7 protein-coding genes are annotated in these 19182 nt (G+C 52.6%); 6 read left to right on the top strand and 1 reads right to left on the bottom strand.

Annotated elements, in window-relative coordinates:
* Nucleotides 1-6: 6 nt before the first annotated feature.
* Nucleotides 7-516, bottom strand: a complete 510-nt coding sequence (locus tag ACO08I_RS18275; RefSeq protein ID WP_044219352.1) for a hypothetical protein — start codon at nucleotides 514-516, stop codon at nucleotides 7-9.
* A 229-nt stretch (nucleotides 517-745) separates the two neighbouring features.
* Between ACO08I_RS18275 and dcd the strand changes: the two genes are divergently transcribed.
* The 6 genes from dcd (at nucleotide 746) to ACO08I_RS18245 (ending at nucleotide 19150) form a co-directional block, all read left to right on the top strand.
* Complete coding sequence (gene dcd, locus ACO08I_RS18270; protein ID WP_044219349.1) at nucleotides 746-1282, top strand: dCTP deaminase; 537 nt, start codon at nucleotides 746-748, stop codon at nucleotides 1280-1282.
* A gap of 249 nt (nucleotides 1283-1531) precedes the next feature.
* Nucleotides 1532-4279 carry a carboxypeptidase regulatory-like domain-containing protein gene (locus tag ACO08I_RS18265; RefSeq protein WP_421946700.1) on the top strand — a complete coding sequence of 916 codons (2748 nt, stop codon included), beginning with the start codon at nucleotides 1532-1534 and terminating at the stop codon, nucleotides 4277-4279.
* Between the two features lie 126 nt (nucleotides 4280-4405).
* Complete coding sequence (locus ACO08I_RS18260; RefSeq protein ID WP_421946699.1) at nucleotides 4406-7630, top strand: UvrD-helicase domain-containing protein; 3225 nt, start codon at nucleotides 4406-4408, stop codon at nucleotides 7628-7630.
* A 339-nt stretch (nucleotides 7631-7969) separates the two neighbouring features.
* The gene (locus ACO08I_RS18255) at nucleotides 7970-11629 is read left to right on the top strand and encodes a reprolysin-like metallopeptidase (RefSeq protein WP_421946698.1); all 3660 of its coding nucleotides are present in this window, start codon (nucleotides 7970-7972) and stop codon (nucleotides 11627-11629) included.
* A 102-nt stretch (nucleotides 11630-11731) separates the two neighbouring features.
* Nucleotides 11732-15385 carry a reprolysin-like metallopeptidase gene (locus ACO08I_RS18250; RefSeq protein ID WP_421946697.1) on the top strand — a complete coding sequence of 1218 codons (3654 nt, stop codon included), beginning with the start codon at nucleotides 11732-11734 and terminating at the stop codon, nucleotides 15383-15385.
* Between the two features lie 150 nt (nucleotides 15386-15535).
* Complete coding sequence (locus tag ACO08I_RS18245) at nucleotides 15536-19150, top strand: reprolysin-like metallopeptidase (protein ID WP_421946696.1); 3615 nt, start codon at nucleotides 15536-15538, stop codon at nucleotides 19148-19150.
* Nucleotides 19151-19182 lie beyond the last annotated feature (32 nt).

Raw genomic sequence — 19182 nt, 5'->3', positions numbered from 1 at the left:
AGCGGTTTACTGCTCCACTTCCGTCACCAGCCACCACAGGTACTCGCTGACCTGATTGAATGGGCCGGGCGCATTGGGGAAACTTGCGTTGCGGCGGTAAATCAGATTGCGCTTCTGTCCATCCACTTCTACCCGGATAATATGATCCTCTCCGTTTTGATGGCCAGGGGCACCGAAGGCGTTCCCATTCAAGGCCAGCAGTCCGGTATTTTTGATCTGGTCCTTGAGGGCCAGCAACTGATTGCCGTTCAATGGTATGCCTTCAAGTACGGTTTGAGCGCTGTACTGTACAGGCTGAGCGTTATAGCCTCCCGGCGTGCTTTCGTGGTAAATTTTGGACTGATGAGAAATGAAGCCATCGCGGACAACAATCAGGTCATGTGGGGTTTCAAAATAAATTTTAAGGTCTGTGCCCGGCTTCTGCTCTGGCCGGGATAGCTCCTGATAGGGAATGACCTGCGCGGCCAGATGCAGGCATGCTGCGAGAAGTGTAAAAAGCAAAACTGCCTTTTTCATAGCGTCGTCAAATTTTGGGTGTTCGAAAAGAAAACGCAATTAGGTTTTCCAAAAAGTCGTGTTTTGAGGTACCATAACGCAGCAGGCTATAGTGCAAATTGTATAAATTGATATTTTTTCCATACGTCCTGCTAATTTTGGTGCTCTTCTCAATAAATACAAAGAACCGCTGCCTATGCCGGAAAAATCCAATACCTTTACGGGCTAACTATCGAGACCACAGCAGGCTATGATCTTATCTGATACGAGTATTCTGGAGAGTATTGAGCAGGGCGAGATTGTCATCGAGCCATTCCGCCCCGATTGCCTGGGCACCAATTCCTATGATGTGCACCTGGGCAAAACACTGGCCATTTACAAAGATCATATCCTTGATGCACGGCGGCACAACCGGATTGAGTACCTGGAAATACCGGAGTCCGGCTTTGTACTTCACCCTAACACCCTTTACCTGGGCGTTACTGAAGAGTACACCGAGACGCACAACTCCGTCCCTTTCCTGGAAGGCAAGTCCAGTGTCGGCCGACTCGGCATTGACATCCACGCCACGGCAGGAAAAGGGGATGTTGGCTTTTGCAATACCTGGACACTCGAAATTTCCTGCACTCACCCGGTCAGGGTCTATGCGGGCATGCCTATCGGGCAACTGATTTATTTTCAGGTGGAAGGCACCATCCAAAACTATTACAACAAGAAAGAAAACGCCAAGTACACAGAACGCACTGAAAAGCCCGTTGAAAGCATGATGTGGCGCAACAAGTTTTAACCCTTAGAGCGAGCACTACATTCATAGTTTTCGTATTTTTAGGCCCTTAAGTACAATTTTCTCTACAATAACGGCTACCCTGAATACCCTCAGCACACCGTTTGCTACTGCCTCAGCACACCCTTTTTGAGAATCGGATTCGAAAAACACCTCCCCCCATTCCGGTAAGCAACTGTTGGTTGCCTGCCTTTTCTATCATTTGTCCCTTCGGGGATGAATGAATAATTGTGAACAACAAACATAATCCCAATGGTACATCGAATCCTCTGCCTGGCACTCGCCGGCATTCTGCTGCAATTTTCAGCTGCAGCACAAATCATTGACGCTGACTTTTCCCCTCTGATCACGCGGCCTGGTGATGTAGAGAAGCTTCGGCTCCTTCCCGATGGCAAATTTATTGCTGCCGGTTCATTCACCATGGCTAACCGAATTGAAGAGTCAAGCGTAGCCCGTTTCAATCCGGATGGCACACTAGACCAGTCCTTTCAGTCCGGCATTCCTTTTTCCGTTACAGCCCTGGCGATTCAGCCCGACGGCAAAGTCATTATCGGCGGCTCCTATACAGACCCCGATACGGATGGGCTCCACATCCTAAGGTTAAATACCGATGGCAGCCAGGACCTGAGCTTCCAGGCCGGAACCATACCAGCTGGCACCATCAACGATATTGAAGTGGAGTTTAATGGCACCATTCTCGTGGGCGGTGCCTTTACGATTTTTGATGGCATGCAGGCTCAGGGGCTGGTACGCCTGAACACGAACGGCAGCCTTAGCCAGATCATACCGCTGAACCCCGGCACCACCATTTTCGTGAGTGACCTGATCACGCAGGTGAACGGGCGCTTTGCCATTGGCGGCACGATTATCGGTGGCCCCAACGGACCGGAAGGGTACATCAGCTACCGGACGTATAACGGGCAGCCTATTAACAATTTCACCTTCTCCTCTAACCTGCCCGGCGTCAACAATTTCATGACATCTATCCGTGATATCGCCCTGGACAACCTGGGGCGCATTGTACTGACTTCAAGCACCTTCCTGGTCCGGTATGCAGTGGTAGTCTTAAATGTGGATGGCAGCATTAACAACTGGAGCGACATCTTCGGTATCCCCATGGCTCTCGCGCTTTCTCCAGATGGCGACATTATGGTGGCCGGTGAGTTTAACAACACCAATGCCGTACACCGGTATGTACCCAATGCAGGCTTAGACTACTACGATTTTGGTGCTGGTGCAGATGGTGTAATACGGCAGTTGGCCTTTTATCAGGATGGCAGCTACGTTATCGGTGGCAACTTCAGCGCATTCAACGGGCAGCCAACGCTGGGCCTGGCACATTTTGATGAGCAGAGTATTCCGGACCTCGCTTTTGACGCCATGCTTGAGCGCCCGGGCCGCATCAACTCCATCGCCCGCTATGATGACAACCGTGTCTGTATAGGCGGCGATTTTGCGATGGTCGGAGACCTGCACAGCGTCAACGTTGCCCGTCTGATGCTGAGTAATGGCAGTATGGACCCTGCCTTTAACAGCCCGAATATCAGCTACCGAAATACCATTAATACCGTAGCAGTTGATGCTGAAGGGCGTATGCTACTGGGCGGCACTAATAATGCCACAGGCAACAGCATGGGGCAATCCCCCCTGCTCCGGCTTACTTCAACCGGAGCCATCGACCCCGCCTTCACCGTCAGCCCACTCCCCCTGGGCGACATTCTGCACATCTTACCGCTGCCCGGCGGACAAGTTCTGACCGGTGGCGACTTTACGGTATTCGATCCGGGTATCGTTGCACAAAATTTTGCCCTGTATAACTTTAACGGCACGCTTAACGAAAACTTTTCTGACCGGATCAGCGGGGAAGCCGGTGGGCTATTCCGGCGGGCTGATGGCCGCATTCTGGTCGCCGGGGAAAATATCAGCCTGGACGGAGGGCCTGCCTCTACCCTCCTGCAACTCAGCACTAACTTACAGCCTGATCCTGCTTTCAATGCCCCCGCTAACCTGGTTTGCACCGGCGATTGCCAAATCAGCTTTGCAGAGCAGCCCGATGGAGCGTTGCTGCTTGCCGGGCAGTTTGCGGTTGGGCCAGACTCCTGCCTCACACGGCTGTTGCCGAATGGTCAGCTTGACCCTGCCTTCGACCTGCCTGGATTCTTTAGCGCAGCTGACGAAGAAGATGAGGGAGCCCCGGCCTTTGTCGGGCTGCTCGCCAATGAAAGCATTCTAACAGTTGGCCCTGTGGATTCAATCGGGAATACGCCCATCCCGCAAATGGTCCTGCTCGAAAACAATGGCCTGCTCCTGGAAACGCTCGATGAGGAAGGCTTTGAAACGCAGCGCATCCGCACTGCCCTGGTGCTGGATGAGAACACCTTCCTGATCGGCGGCCAGCTGGAAGATGCTGCACGGCCTAACCATTACGGGCTGGCCCGGGTGAGTGTTCCGATTGTCATCGAAGGACTGATTCGCGGGCAGGTCCGCACGAAGACCGGCGAACCCATCGTCGGAGCATTTGTGACCCTAAGCGGCAGTGCAAACGGCAGCACCATAACGGACAACAACGGGGAGTTTGGCTTTATTCACCTCGAAGCCGGGCTGCCTTACACGGTTACGGTCAGCTTGGATGAAGCCCCCTTCAATGGTGTGTCCACTTTTGACCTTATTCTTATCAATCAACATATACTGGGGGTTCAGCCCTTTGATGACCCGTATGATTACCTGGCAGCAGATATCAACAACACCAGCTCGATAACCATACTGGATATGATTGGCATTCGGCGGGCAATACTAGGCCAGGTCAGCACCCTGGGTAACAGCCCAAGCTGGAAGTTCGTAACGGCTGGCTACAATTTTCCTGACCCTCAGAACCCGTGGCTGGAAGATTTCTCAACTGCTATAGAAGTCAATGAATTACCTTCAACCGGTGTTACGGATGCGGACTTCATAGGAATAAAGATGGGGGACATCAACGGCGATGCCGACCCCGGAAACTAAAACACAGCCCAATCACGAGCTTACCGGGCAGGAAATCACGATGTTTTCCTGCCCGGTTTTTAATTTCTCTCCGATCGCGCTATCTTGATCCCGCACAGGCATAAAGCAGCAGGCAAACGAATTTTTATGAATTTACGCATTATCTCCGCCGGCGCAGGCAGTGGCAAGACCTACCGCCTCACACAGGAAATGACAGAACTTCTGGAAAAAGATGTTCGCGCCAGTGGCATCATCGCTACGACCTTCACCAACAAGGCCGCTGCAGAGTTGCAGGAACGGGTACGCGTCAGCCTGCTCGCCAAAGGCCGTACTGCCGAAGCAGATCAGCTGAGCAATGCCATGATCGGGACCGTCCACAGCCTGGGCGTCCGGTTGTTGCAACGGTTTGCTTTTGAAGCGGGCGTTTCCCCACAGGTAGATATTATCGCCGATGAGGACCAGCAGCAGCTTTTCAATCAATCGCTGGCAACAGTACTGACGGAGGAGCGGGTAGACCAGATGGAAGCCCTGAGCGAACGGCTCGGCCTGACTGCCCAAAGCTACAGCGACTGGCGTCATGTGCTCAAACAGCTCACCGAGATCATCCGCTCCAATAATTTCCCGGTGACAGTTATATCGGAAAGCAAAGCCAAATCCGTAGAGACTTTCCTTGCACTCCTTGGCGACCCCAAACCGCTGCAGGGTGAAAGCTATGAGGACCGGTTGCGCACCTTGCTTCAGGCTACCATTTCCAGGCTGGAGCACAACGAGGACCATACCAAGAAGACCCAGGGGGCTGTAAGTACCCTCAAAGGTATGCAACGCACTCTGGAGAACCGCGGGCACCTGTTTTGGCATGAGTGGGCCAAAATATCGAAGCTCGGCGTGGGCGCCAAAAGCCGGGAGGATGCTGAAGACCTTCTCGAATTTGCTTACCAACACTATCAGCACCCGGATTTCCACCGTGACATACAGAACTTTACCTACCTCCTATTTGACCTGGCGCAGGCCGCTATTGAAGAGTTTGACCAATACAAGAAAAAACGGGGGCTGATCGACTACACAGACATGGAGACGCTGGTCAATCAGCTCCTGGACCAGCCCACCATCAAAGAAGTCCTGAAAGCTGAAATTGACCTTTTGATGGTCGACGAATTTCAGGACACCAGTCCCATTCAGCTCGAAATTTTCCTAAAACTTTCCCGCATTGCCCGCTACTCTGTATGGGTGGGCGACCCTAAGCAGTCGATCTACGGCTTTAGAGGTGCAGACCCGGAGCTAATGCAAGCCATCATTCAGCAACAGGGCGGTATTGACCCCAAAGACATTCAGGAATTCTCCTGGCGCTCCCGCGAATTGATTGTCAATACGACCAACACCCTGTTCACCAAAGCCTTCCCCGACCTCCCTCAGGAGCAGGTAGCCCTGAAAGCCAAGCGCTGCCGGGATGGCAAGAACAACCCTGACTGCAAAAACGACGGCCCGGAACCTGCCGAATTGGGTTATCCGTTGATACACTGGCATTTTATGCAGGAGGAAGGCAAACGCGCGCCCGGCCGCCCCTGGATGGAAAACTGCCTGGCCGACACGCTGCGGCAGTGGCTGGAAAAAGGGCATTACACCGAGCCTAAATCAGGCGGTACGCCCCGACAGGTACGCCCCGGCGATGTAGCCATCCTTTGCCGGTCCAACAACAATTGCCAGGCCATGGCGGAAGCCCTGCACAAGGCCGGGCTCAAAGCGGCGATCTCAAGAGCAGGGCTGTTGCGTACAGCGGAGGCGCGTTATATTCTGGCCTGCCTGAAATACCTGATCAACCCTTATGATGACTTATCGGTAGCAGAGGTTTTAATGCTTTACGGAAGCCATGACCTGGAAGCAATAGTGGAAAGCCGGCTCAGTTACGTCGCGGCCCGGGAAGCCCGTGAGAAAGGGCTCCAACCCTGGGAGTCCGAAGCTGATATCATCCGGCAGTTAAAGCTACTGCGCAAAAATACGCTGGAGCTATCCAGCGCAGAAACCCTGGACTTGCTCATGGAACGGCTGCAGATCAGGCGTACCATTGCCCGATGGGGGAACACCCGGCAGCGCCTGAGCAATGTAGACGTGCTGCGGAAGTACGCGCTACAGTACGAATCTGCCTGCAACCGGATGCACTCAGCGGCCTCTACCGGTGGATTTCTGCTTTGGCTCAATGCCCTTGAAAAAGATGGCAAGGACCTGCAGGGTTCCGGCGAAGGGCCTGATGCGGTCAATGTGCTGACTTACCACCGCAGCAAAGGGTTGGAGTGGCCTGTTGTCATCTGCCATGACCTGGAAAACAACCTCAGAGCCGATCCCTGGGGCATTGACATCATCTCAGAGACTGATCATGTGGACCTCGGCAACGTACTCGGAGGACGGTGGCTCCGATACTGGGTCAATCCTTACGACAAACAGTACAAAAATACCTACTGGGAGGAGCAGCTGCAAAGTAGCCCGGCCAGTATCAGAGCCCGAAAGCAGGCACTGGCAGAAGAAGCCCGGCTGCTCTACGTGGGCATTACCCGGGCCCGGGACTACCTGATTTTCCCTACCCGTGAAAGCCCGGCCAAATGGCTCAACCGCACCTGGCATGCCGGAGAGGAAGCCCACCCTACCCTTGAGCCCGGCAACGTGGAAACCCCGTGGAGCTGGGCAGATGAATTCATTAATATCGAAGCAGAGATTTTCACTTACGAAAGGAGCTTTGAACCAGCCGGAGCAGACGCTGCTGAAGCGATAACTTTCCTCAGCCAGCCTGCCGGTCCGTCCAGGCATGAGTATTTTGATTACCTCTTCCCGCAGGATCAGGTGGAAGACGCCCGCGTGCATCCGCTCCCGGCTTATGCCTACGCTACGCCCATGGCGTTGTCAGAGGGAGAAGACAGTATAGCTGCACTGCGCGCGGTTACCGCCTTTTTATTCGCCGATCAGCCGCACCACGATACCGATCGCCGAACGGGCGTTGCACTCCGTTTTCTGCAACGCTACGAACTCGAGCACCTGCCTGCACGCACAATATTGCAACAAGCCGATGCCTGGCATAAAGGGCTGGACCGGCAATTACAGCCCCGGGACCACTACCGGCAGTATCCCTTACATTTCTTCTATAAAGGCCGGCTTTTTCAGGACTACCTGCACCATTTAATAGTAAAGCCTGATGAGGCCATCATCATACAACACCTTCGGCATGACCAGAATGACGGCAGAAAACTGGGTGCTGTGGCACAGCGCAAAATGGGCGGCTGGGCATTTCTCGCTATGCGTGGCATTAAGGCCGTACTTGGGCTGCCCCGGGTCCGCTGCCTCATCCACTTTCCACTGAGTGGCCAATGGGTGGAACTGGAGTAAGCAAAGACCTGAAAACGCCTCTTTTTCTACCAATGAACGCCATATCCCGACAAACAATATTGGTATCTTCTTTACAGGAATAGGTGAATACTAGTAAATTTGTGTCTATTCATTAGAAAGCCGCCCGCTGATTGCCAAACTTTATTGCTTAAAACCGGGACTTTTCCGATGAGCCGTACTCCGTTGAGCCCGGCATATGAGGAGAATTCTTTTAATAAAGCCCTCAAAACAACCCACTGAAAGTAAGACTAAACTGCGCCAGAAAAAGTGCAGCAATTATATCATCAGGCCGGGCCCTGAATTTATGGATCAAGGTCATTACAGAACAACTGTAGAATTATGAAATCACTTTTTACTTTTCTCCTTAGTTTATTTGTCCTCAGCTTTGCCGGGGCACAGTCTGGTTTATGGACAGATGTTAGCGAACAGCGCATCATGCTCCCTGTGGAGTCTGAAGTCGCGATTACTGCAACTCAATACCGTACCCTGGCGCTGGAATACGAGCCTTTTGTTCAACAGATTGCCAATGCACCACTTGCCTTCACAGCAGCAGCTCAGAATGCGCCTGCCGAAATTGAACTCCCGCTTCCGGATGGCACTACAGAGAAGTTTGAAGTTGTGGAGTCAAGAATTATGGCGCCGGAGCTTGCTGCAAAATACCCTTACATCAAGGCCTACACCGCCATCAGCAAGGACCGCCCGCTCGTTACGGCACGCTTCGAGGTAACGACCAAAGGGATAAGCGCAGGGATCAATACCCCTGAGGGCCGTGTGCATGTGGAGCCTTATGCTTCTCATCAGAACCGGTACTTTATCAGCTACTACAAACGCCATCAGCAGCTGGAAGAAATGCCCGAGCTTACGTGTGGTTTTGACAATCATGCTGAAGAGATGCTGGCCGAAGTCCATCAGGAGCGCACCCGGGAGTCAGAAGAACTGTCCTTCCGCAGTACAGCTGGTGCGGCTTTACCCTTGCGTACCTACCGCATGGCGCTGGTCTGTACGGGTGAGTTTGCACAGGGACAGGGCGGTACCATGGATGATGTCATGAGTGCCTATGCTGTGGCCCTCAACCGGATGAATGAGGTCTTCCAGTCGGAAGTCTCTGTTACCATGGAGCTCATTCCCGATAACGATGAGTTGATCCACCTTGATCCCGGCACAGACCCTTTCAATAATGCGAACATGGGAGGCGCTCTGCTTGGACAGAATCAGGATTTCCTCAATGGCGCAGTTGGGTTGAACAACTTTGATATTGGCCACATTTTTACCGGTGGCTGTACAGACGTAGGCGGCGTAGTGAGTGGCGCAGTATGTACCCCCGGCAAAGGACGGGGCGTAACCTGTTTTTCCTTCAGCAACGTAGTCGCTATTGTGGACCGGATTGTTACGCATGAGGTCGGTCATCAGTTTTCCGCTGGCCATAGCTGGAATAACTGCCCGGGGATTCTGGAGCAGTTGTCCAGCTCGAACGCCTACGAGCCCGGCAGCGGTAGCACCATCATGTCTTACGCCGGCTCTTGTGGCAACCAGAATATTGTCACCAACAACGACGACTACTACAACATCGGCTCTCTGGAAGACTTCATTGGTTTTTCCCGGGTAGGCACCGGATCCAGCTGTGGAACAGAAACCATTACGGACAACCACGAGCCAGTCATACAGATGGACTATGAAGATGGTTTCTTTATTCCCATCTCCACACCGTTCAGATTAAGTGCGTCAGCTACTGATGAAGACGGGGACAACCTGACCTATGTATGGGAGCAGTTTGACCTCGGACCGGTATCTCCAATTGGCGAGCCTTTTGGCAATGCGCCCCTTTTCCGGACTTTCGCACCTTCACCCTCCGGCCACACCAGGACCTTCCCTCGCCTCAATAAAATTATCAATAACAACTATGATGTTTCGGAGGTACTCCCCACCTACAGCCGGGATATGACCTTCCAGTTTGTGGTTCGCGACAACAACGTCAACCATGGTTCTGCCGTTTGGCAACCTGTTGCATTCAAAGCGGACGAAACGGCCGGCCCTTTTGTGGTGCTGACCGGCAATGAAAACGGGTTTAGCTGGACCGGAGGAGACTATCGCGAGGTAACCTGGGATGTAGCCAACACCACCAACGCACGCGTCAACTGCCAGTATGTGGATGTGCTGCTCTCTGTGGATGGTGGGTTCACCTATCCGTACACCCTGCTGGAAGCAACGCCAAACGATGGCTCGGCTTTTGTAGATGTACCGGATATAGCCACCGAAGATGCCCGTATCCGTATACAGGCCTCTGATAATATTTTCTTCGACATCAATGACTTTGACTTTACGATTGAGGCAGCTACCGAGCCGGGCTACGCCATGAGTGTGGCACCTGCTACTTTCCCATTGGTATGCCTGCCAAGCGAAGCTTTGAGTATCGAAATCAGTACCAGCGCCATCCTGGGCTTAGACACCACATTGATGCTGAGCCTTGTAGGCGAACTGCCGGCGGGTTCTTCTGCTACTTTCACCTCAGATACACTAGCCATAGGCGCATCAACCTTCCTGAACCTCGATATCGCCCCCAACCAGGGCAGAGATACCCTTGACCTTCTTGTGCAGGCAATGATTCCCGGTGTGGATACTTCTTTGCGGGAGATCCGGATCATCACTTTGTCCAGCGATTACTCAGAGCTGGAAATGCTTACGCCCGTTGATGGAGAATCCGGCATCGTCTTCAGTACAGATTTCAGCTGGCTGGACGTATCCAGCGCTGACCGTTATGATATTCAGATTGCTACCAGCCCGACTTTTGAGGAAGGGACGATCTTTGAAGAGGCTTTTGGGCTCACCGAAGCAGCCTACCAGCCGGAAGGTTTCTTTGATCAGAACCAACTCTACTTCTGGAGGATACGCCCGGAGAATGACTGCGGATTGGGAGAGTACCTGGAACCTATTGCTTTCCGGACTTCCAGTGTAGACTGTGAAAACAACCTGCCGGTAGACTTGCCTGTCAACCTCTCCAACAACCCAGGGGTACGGACTTCCAAGATTTTTGTTACTGAAAGTGGCACCATCAGTGATATCAATATAGATGAGCTGGAGATCCCCTACCAAACGGTCAATGGCCTTCGGGTAACCATCATCAGCCCTGCGGGTACCCGCGTAGTCCTGTTTGACCAGTCCTGCTTCGGCTCTCCACTGCTTCGGGCTTCCTTCGACGACGAAGCCCCGAACCCGATTGCCTGCCCTCCTATCACCACTATTCCCGTGAAGCCCCACGAGCCTTTATCTGCCTTTGACGGAGAAGATACCTTTGGGGAATGGACGCTGGAAATTGAAATCCTTCAGCAAGGTACGGGCGGTGGCGCGCTGGAGAAATGGGGGCTGGAATTCTGTGCGGCCATCACGCCATCTTCACCAAGCATTATCAGGAACGAAGTCCTGGCGGTGCCTCCCGGTGGTGGCAATACCATCACAGTGAATGAGCTGGAAGTAGAGGATAGTGAAAGTGCTCCGCAGGATATCGAATATACTATTGTTACCCTGCCTAAAAACGGCCAGCTTTTCCGCGGTGGCGACCTGCTGGGCGTAGGGGACGAGTTTACCCAGCAAACCATCAATCTGTTCAACCTGACCTATGTACACGACGGCAGCGATACGGAATCGGATGCGTTTACCTTCATTGTGGAAAACCCTGAGGGCGGATGGATCCCCACTCAGACCTTCAGCATTCAGATTGACGAAGATGCGACGGTTAGCACTTCAGACCTGGGGCTGGATAAAACACTCAAGGTATTCCCGAACCCTACTCAGGATGTATTGAATGTGACATTCGGGCAAGCTATCGACGGCAGCGTATCGTTGCAACTGATCAATTTGCAGGGACAGGTCGTCAATCAACAGGCATACAACAGTATTAGTGGTACCGTTACGTTAAATGTTGATCAACTTCCAAAGGGCATTTATCTCCTTACCGTTCAGACGAAGAAGGGGTTGGTCAGCAGACAAGTAGCTGTACAGTAAAACAAATTCAAATGTACCGGGCGGCTGACCGTTGCCCGGTACTTCTTTCAAGGCTATACCCTATGTTTTTGATATCGGCCATGACAGCATAACTGTAAAAGTATGAAACCCATTTTCACGATTCTTCTTTGCTTTTTTGCACTCCCTTTTTTGAACGCACAGTCCAGCTTGTGGACTGATATCAGTGAACAAAGCATCATGCTCGCCCCGGGAGCTGAAGTTGCGATCCCGGCAAAGCAATACCGCACGCTGGCTTTAGATTATGCGTCTTTTATTCAGCAGGTTGCTAATGCACCACTTGCCTTCACCGCAGCTGCACAGCACAATCCGGCGGAAGTGGAACTGCCCCTTCCGGATGGTACAGTAGAGCCATTTGAGGTAGTGGAATCCCGGATCATGGCGCCCGAACTGGCTGAAAAGTACCCTCACATCAAAGCTTACACCGCCATAAGTAAGATCCATCCCTTTGTTTCTGCCCGTTTTGAGGTCACGAACAAAGGGCTTACAGTTGGCATCAGAACCCCGGAGGGCAGATTTTACATTGAGCCTTATGCATCCGGGCAGGTTCGGCATTATGCCTTCTACAGCAAAAAGGATGTAGCTCCTGATGCCTTTACAGATGCTTCATGCGGGTTTAATGATCAAATGCACGAGGAACACTTTGGCGAAGAACCCCGCAACAGCAATCCGGAAGCTTTATCCTTCCGCAGCTTCTCCGGTGCCAGCCTCCCGCTTCGGACCTACCGCCTGGCAGCGGCCTGTACCGGTGAGTTCGCTCAGAATCAGGGCGGCACAATGGATGATGTGCTTGGCGGCTATGCCACCATCATCAACCGGTTGAATGAAGTCCTCCAAACCGAGGGCTCAGTCAGTATGGAGCTCGTACCTAATAATGACCAGCTGATCCACCTTAACCCGGGCACGGACCCCTTCCAAAACGCTAATGAAGGCCTGGTGCTTCTGGGACAAATCGCCGGGTATCTGAATGGAGCGATTGGGCTTAACAGCTACGACATTGGTCATATTTTTACCGGTGGCTGCACGGATGTTGGTGGCGTAGCCGGTGGGGGCGTTTGTACTCTCAATAAAGGCAGGGCCGTAACCTGCTTTTCTTCCAGCAACCTCGTATTCACTGCACAGGGCACCCTGGCTCACGAAGTCGGCCACCAATTCTCTGTAGGCCATAGCTGGAGCAATTGCCCCGGGAACATGGATCAGCTATCCTCTGCCAACGCTTACGAGCCGGGCAGCGGAACCACCATCATGTCTTACGCTGGTGCTTGTGGCAACCAGAATATTGCTTTCCGTGATCCTTACTATAATGTGGGTTCCCTTGAAGATCTGATCGGGTATTCAAGAATGGGTACCGGTGCCACCTGTGGTACGGAAACCATTACTGAAAACCATGAACCGGAAATACAAATGCCTTATGAGAGCGGGTTTTTCATCCCCATTTCCACCCCCTTTGAGCTCCGTGCGACGGCTACCGATGAAGACGGAGATAACCTCACTTACATCTGGGAGCAATTTGACCTCGGCCCGGTTTCACCTATAGGCGAACCAATTGGCAATGCGCCGCTTTTCCGTTCCTTCCCCCCTTCTGCAAATGGAAATACCCGGGTGTTCCCCAGAATAGACAAGATTATCAACAACGATCCCGATAACACCGAAGTATTGCCGACCTATAGCCGTGACCTGACTTTTCAATTCGTCGTACGCGACAATAATGTTAATCATGGATCGACTATTTGGCAGCCTGTGGCATTCCGGTCAGACGAAACAGCCGGGCCATTTGTAGTGCTGACGGGCAATGAGACAGGACTGAGTTGGACCGGTGGCGAGTACCGGGAAGTGACCTGGGATGTCGCCAATACCACTAACCCAAGGGTAAACTGCCAGTATGTGGATGTGCTGCTGTCTGTGGACGGTGGATTTACTTATCCATACACCCTACTGGAAGCTACGCCAAATGATGGCTCGGCTTTTGTAGATGTCCCAGACCTGTCAACCAACGATGCACGGATCAAAATCAAAGCTTCCGACAATATTTTCTTCGACATCAACGACTTCGATTTTGCGATCGAGCCGGCTACAGAACCAGGCTATGCGATGAATGTATCGCCTGCCACCTTCCCGTTGGTCTGCCTGCCCAGCGAGGCACTGAGCATAGAGGTAAGTACCACTTCCATCCTTGGTTTTGACAGCACCCTGACGCTGAGCCTTATCGGCGAGCTCCCCGCTGGTTCTTCAGCAAGCTTTACGTCAAATACAGTTACGGCGGGCGAATCTGCCTTCCTGAATCTGGATATCGCACCAAACCAGGGAAGAGATACGATCAACCTGATGGTTCAGGCTGTGATACCGGGTGTCGATACCTCTTTGCGGGAGATTCGCGTGATCACTTTGTCCAGCGATTATTCGGCACTGGAAATGCTCACGCCTGTGGACGGTCAATCTGGTATTGTTTTCAGCACAGATTTTAGCTGGCAGGATGTACCGAGCGCCGACCGGTATGATATTCAGATTGCGACCAGCCCCACTTTTGAGGAGTCGACCATATTTGAAGAGGCTTCCGGACTGACCGATGCAGCATATCAGCCAGCTGGCTTTTTTGAACAAAACGAGCTCTACTTCTGGCGGATACGCCCGGAGAACGATTGTGGCCCGGGCGATTATCTTGAACCTTCCGCGTTTCGGACTTCCACCGTGGATTGTGTAAACAACTTACCGGTTGACTTACCTGTAACCCTTTCCAACAACCCCGGGGTACGGACTTCAAAAATTTTCATCACAGAGAGCGGCACGATCAGCGACATTAATATTGACAACCTGGAGATTCCTTACCAAACCGTCAACGTGCTTCGGGTAACGGTTATCAGTCCGGCTGGTACCCGCGTGGTCCTGTTTGACCAGTCCTGCTTCGGTTCACCACTGCTCCGGGCTTCTTTTGACGATGAAGCCCCGAACTCCATCGCCTGTCCACCGATTACTACGATCCCCGTGAAGCCGCACGAGCCCCTCACTGCCTTTGACGGAGAGGACACCTTTGGGGAATGGACGCTCGAGATTGAGATCCTGCAGCAAGGTACGGGTGGGGGTGCACTGGAAAAATGGGGGCTGGAGTTCTGTGCCGCAGTAACGCCATCTTCACCTACCGTGATCCGGAACGAAATCCTGGCAGTGCCTCCCGGTGGCGGAAATACCATCACGATAAACGAGCTCGAAGTACAGGATAGTGTAAATACTCCTCAAGACATTGAGTACACTATTGTTACCCTGCCCGAAAACGGCCAGCTTTTCCGTGGTGGCGACCTGCTCAGCGTTGGCGACAAATTTACCCAGCAGACCATCAACCTGTTCAACCTGACTTACGTCCATGATGGCAGCGATACCGACACGGATGGGTTCACCTTCATTGTGGAAAACCCTGAGGGCGGATGGATTCCCACCCAGGCCTTTAGCATTCAAATTGATGAGGATGCCACAGTGGGCACTTTTGATCAGCAACTGGACCAAACGCTCAAAGTCTTCCCTAACCCGGCAACCGACCGGCTGAATGTCGCATTCGGGCAAGCGGTGGAAGGGCCGGTGGCGCTACGGTTGATCAACCTGCAGGGCCAAATGCTTACACAGCAGGCTCTCAATAGTGTCAGCGGCACCTTAGAACTGGACATCAGTCAGCTGCCCGGCGGGATTTACTTCCTCAACGTACAAACGCAGCAAGGCACGGTCAGCCGCAAAATAGCGGTACAGTAGTCCCTAAAAAACAAACACCGGGCAGTATTGTACGCACTGCCCGGTGTCATGATACATAGCCCCGGTCTAAAGAACAAATAAGATTACTTTTCCACTCCTCTGAGAACTGCTACGCTTTGAATTTGTCTATCAATTGAAAAAACATTAAAAATGAGATTTACGCTTACTTATCTGCTTCTGCTTTCTGTGCTGTTTCCAGCCATTGGGCAGCAGAACTTCTGGACCGCCCTTGAATCGCGGTCAGTACTGCAGCAACCCCTGCAACAACGGCAATACAAAGTTGACAACTATGAGGCTTTCGACCTCAATCTACAGGGTATCAGAACGGCACTGCGGACAGCGCCAGCTGAGTTCACGGATGAATCACCTCTTGAGCTCCTGATGCCAATGCCAGACGGCACCCTGAAGGCATTCAGTGTAGTGGAAACCCCAGTTATGGCAGCAGGGCTTGCACAACGCTACCCTGCCATCAAGACCTTCCGGGGGTGGAACCCTGAAAATCCACGCGAGTCTATCCGGTTGGGTTTTGGCCCGAAGAAGGGCTTTTATGCTACCATTTTTTCGGATAATGGCCGCGTTTACATTGATCAGGCCGGTCCGGCCTACATCACCTACGCCACCAGAGAGAACCCCAATACTGAACTGTACCAGGGTTTCACCTGTGAAGTGGAAGACCATACTGCGGAAGCGGGGTTTGCTGAGGATGACCAGGTGAGCGAACGGGGTTTGCTGGCACAAGCGACCCTGCGCACCTACCGGTTTGCAGTGGCTGCTACCGGTGAGTACACGCAGTATCATGGCGGCACAGTGGAAGATGCCCTGGAGGCTATCGCACTCAAGGTCAACCGTTTAAATCAGGTCCTGGAGCGGGATGCATCCATTCGCCTGGAACTCATCGAGAATAACGACCTGATCATCTTTACCGATCCTGCAACAGACAACCTTTCCAACGGAAATACTTCAGAGCTGCTAAGCCAGGTGGGCATAGCCATCAATTCCAACATAGGCCTGCCCAATTACGATATCGGGCACGTACTCAATGTGCACAATGATTTTGTGGGCAATGGTGTAGCTTCTCTGAGCTCTGCCTGTAATACCAACAAAGCCAACGGTGTATCCGGCATTACCCTGCCAGAAGGCGACCCGTTTGTGATTGATATCATCGCGCATGAGGTTGGGCACCAATTTAGTGCAACCCACACCATGAACAGCTGTCAGAACGTAACTGCTGCCACCGCATTCGAACCCGGTAGTGGCAGCACGATTATGGCTTATGCGGGCATTTGCTCCCCGGATGACAACATTACCGATATGACCGATGACCACTATCATACCGCGTCACTGCAACAAATTTTCAACTACACCCGGGAAGGTAATGGCGACAACTGCCCCACAAAAACGCCTACTACCAATGCAGAGCCTACTGTGGAAATCCCGTTAGAAGACGGGTTCTGGATACCTCTGAGTACTCCTTTTGAATTAACCGCAGAAGGTTCAGACCCCGATGGAGATGCTATCACCTACTGTTGGGAACAGTACAACCTTGGGCCTAACGATGTTGGCCTGGGCAACCCTCAGGGGGACAGCCCGCTCTTCCGGTCCTTCTCTCCCGTAGAATCCCCAACCCGGGTTTTCCCAAGGCTCAATAAAATCATCAGTAACAACTTCGATAACACCGAAATCCTGCCTGACTACGGGCGTAACCTGACCTTCCGCTGCACCGTTCGGGACAACAACCCTCAGGGCGGAAATGCCGTATGGGATGCCGTAGCCTTCAAATCGGACGAAACCTCCGGTCCATTCCGCGTTCAGATTCCTAACTCCGATACGGTAGTCTGGACTGTAGGCGATTATCAGGAAGTACGCTGGGATGTAGCCAATACCGACAACAACCGGGTGCGCTGCTACCACGTCGATATCAAGCTATCCGTAGATGGCGGGCAGACCTATCCTTTCACTTTGCTGGAAGGCACACCTAACGATGGCAGCGCTTTCATTACCGTTCCCGATGCCGTTTCTACGGACGCACGCATCCGGGTAGAAGCCGCTGACAATATTTTCTTTGATATCTCCAATGCAGACTTCGAAATCGCCCCTGCAACGGTACCGGGTTTCGCATTGACACTCACCCCTGAGTCTGTAAGCCCGATATGCCTGCCTGAGGTGACGTCCATTGATATCAGTACCGAAGCCTTCCTTGGCTTTGATCAGCCGATCACGCTATCCTTAGATGGCGACCTGCCTGCTGAAGCCACCGTAACCTTTAGCGAAAATCCGGTGGCGCCAGGTAACGCCACAACCCTGACGATTGACTGGGGAACTTTTGTGGAAGACACCTTCTCTTTGGAAATCACGGGGATAACAGATAGCCTGCCCCCCGCCGTACGTTTCCTGAATTTGTCTACGATTTCCAACGACTTCTCCGAACTTGAAATGCTGTCACCTGCCAATGGCTCGGCAGATATAGTTTTGTCCACGCCTTTTAGCTGGAATGAGGTCCCGGATGCCGACCTTTATGATTTCGAGCTGGCTACAAGCCCGGCTTTCGGCGATGCCGTCATCTACACTGAAAGCAATATCGTGGAAACGACAGACTTCGTACCTGACGATCTTATTCTTGACAATAATCAGTTTTTCTACTGGCGTATTCGCCCGGTAAGCGAGGAGTGTGGCCCCAGAGAATGGCTTGATCCTTTTGTCTTCCGTACAGCCAGCATTTCCTGTGAAGACTACGCGGCTTCAGACCTGCCGATTAACATCAGCTCTAATGCCAATGTGAAAATCTCACGGTTGGATATACTCGAAAACGGGACCATTAGTGACATCAACCTTTCTGATGTGGAGATTTCCTATCAGCCGGTCAATAACCTGAAGGTATCGCTGATCAGCCCGGAAAACACGGAGGTCCTCCTCTTTGATCAGAACTGCCTGAGTACGGGACTGATCCGCCTTGGCTTTGACGACGAAGCGCCCTTTGGCATCAACTGCCCTCCACTAACAGGCCAGATTGCTCAGCCGGAAGGCAGCCTCTCCGACTTTGACGGACAAGGCACTGCCGGCGAATGGCAACTAAAAGTAGAAGCTGTTGGCAGCGGCGGCGGTGGCGCTATCGAAAGCTGGTCTATCGAATTCTGTGCTACAGCGGAACCTGCTAAGCCGAGCCTGCTGACCAATGAACCGCTCAACGTACCTCCGGGGGGTGGCAATACCGTTACCACCGCTGAGCTCAGCGCTTCAGACGAAACCTATGGCGCCGCACAGCTCAAGTACAGAATCATTACGCTTCCGGAGCACGGGCAACTGTTCCGCGGTGGCTTTGAGCTGGCCGTCAATGATCATTTCACACAGGAGACCATCGAGTCGCTCAACCTTGTTTATGTACACGATGGCAGCGATACAGAGCTGGATGAATTCGTCTTCATACTGGAGAATCCGGACGGAGGCTTCATCGGCACCGAAACCTTTAACATCGTAATCAGTGAAGGTGCGGTAGTGAACACCATGGAAGAAGGGCTGAACAACGATTTGTCGCTCTTCCCCAACCCTACCCGGGATGAGGTGACGCTTCAACTGGACCGCCCTGTGGAACAGCAGGCGGATGTCATGCTCTTCAACCTGCAGGGCCAACTGCTGCAGCAGGTACGCTTCCCAAGTGGCGCCCGTCAGATGCGCCTGGAAACCGCAGACCTGCCAAGCGGTATTTATGCGATAAGCCTGCGCACGGCTAATGGACAGTTGACGAAGAAACTGATTATCCGAAAGTAATCTGACTGTAAGGTTTACATCTTGATGCGAAA

The sequence above is a fragment of the Phaeodactylibacter xiamenensis genome (assembly GCF_965229835.1).
GTDB classification, from domain to species: Bacteria; Bacteroidota; Bacteroidia; order Chitinophagales; family Saprospiraceae; genus Phaeodactylibacter; species Phaeodactylibacter xiamenensis.
This window is presented reverse-complemented; position numbering and strand designations above follow the sequence as displayed.